Here is an 885-nt window from a genome sequence, read left to right on the forward strand (position 1 = left end):
TTGCCGGCATGGTCGTACGTTTCTGGATGGATTCGGGCGAGGATATCTGGAACCCCTTTGCCTTCAGTCGCATGCACACGATGCGATAGAGCGTGCGCGCCATGTGTTTCATCCGGCGGTTTGATAGTGCTGGGCCGTGCCTAATGTTGGCCCAGGCCCTGTAGCGCATGCCTCGGCAGTGGCGGTCTCGTTCAGCAACCAGCTGAAGTGGCGGCGGCGCAGTTGGCCCGGATGACGTGGGGCAGCCTGAAAACAAGCGACCGGGGACAACTATGTTGATGAATACCGGCGGTCGGCGCGTCGCTGTTGTCGAGGCAGAGGAGCCCGCAGCGGTCGGCGATGAGGATCACCCGCTCGTCCGGGAAGCGCTCCAGGACTGTCGTCAGCATGGCCTTCAGCGTCTTCGTCTCGACGACGTCGCCAAGGCGGACGGTGCGCATGAGCGGCACGCCGTCGGCGACCTACACGAGGCCCGCTTCGAAGGCTTGGAACCAAGTACTTCAAATGGCTTCAGAGCATCCGGTTTGATGAAGGAAGGACGCAGTCTTCCGATGACGGGAATGTCCGCTCATTCAAGATTGCCAAGTACCGGGATGAAATTAAAATCGCGACGGTTACTGGCTCGACTCGATGATTTAATGCTCATTCCCGGAAACATATTATGGTCGAGGCAGCAATCGTAAGAATGTCCCGCTCAGCAAGCATCTACCTCAAAGAGATATCCCCATGCCCCTACCCTATACTCGCATAACGACCAACTCACTCCTCCCTTTTGGCGATAACGTTCTTTATCGGAATGACGACGGATCCTCGTCGGCGGTCGACATCACGGCCATCTTCGAGGACGGCATCACGATCGGATCGCAGACCTATACGTCGATTTTC

General features: G+C 57.4%; 1 protein-coding gene. It reads right to left on the reverse strand.

The annotated features are described in order from the left end of the window. Positions 1-191 precede the first annotated feature (191 nt). Positions 192-440, reverse strand: a complete 249-nt coding sequence (locus ACTVZP_RS22255) for a hypothetical protein (protein WP_443214306.1) — start codon at positions 438-440, stop codon at positions 192-194. Between the last annotated feature and the right edge of the window lie 445 nt (positions 441-885).

This window comes from Rhodobacter sp. NSM (genome assembly GCF_052244495.1).
Taxonomy (GTDB): Bacteria; Pseudomonadota; Alphaproteobacteria; order Rhodobacterales; family Rhodobacteraceae; genus Cereibacter_A.

What these genes read in the sequence shown, in the direction of transcription:
- ACTVZP_RS22255 (WP_443214306.1), bottom strand. Translation starts at nt 440, where the DNA reads ATGCGCACCGTCCGCCTTGGCGACGTCGTCGAGACGAAGACGCTGAAG.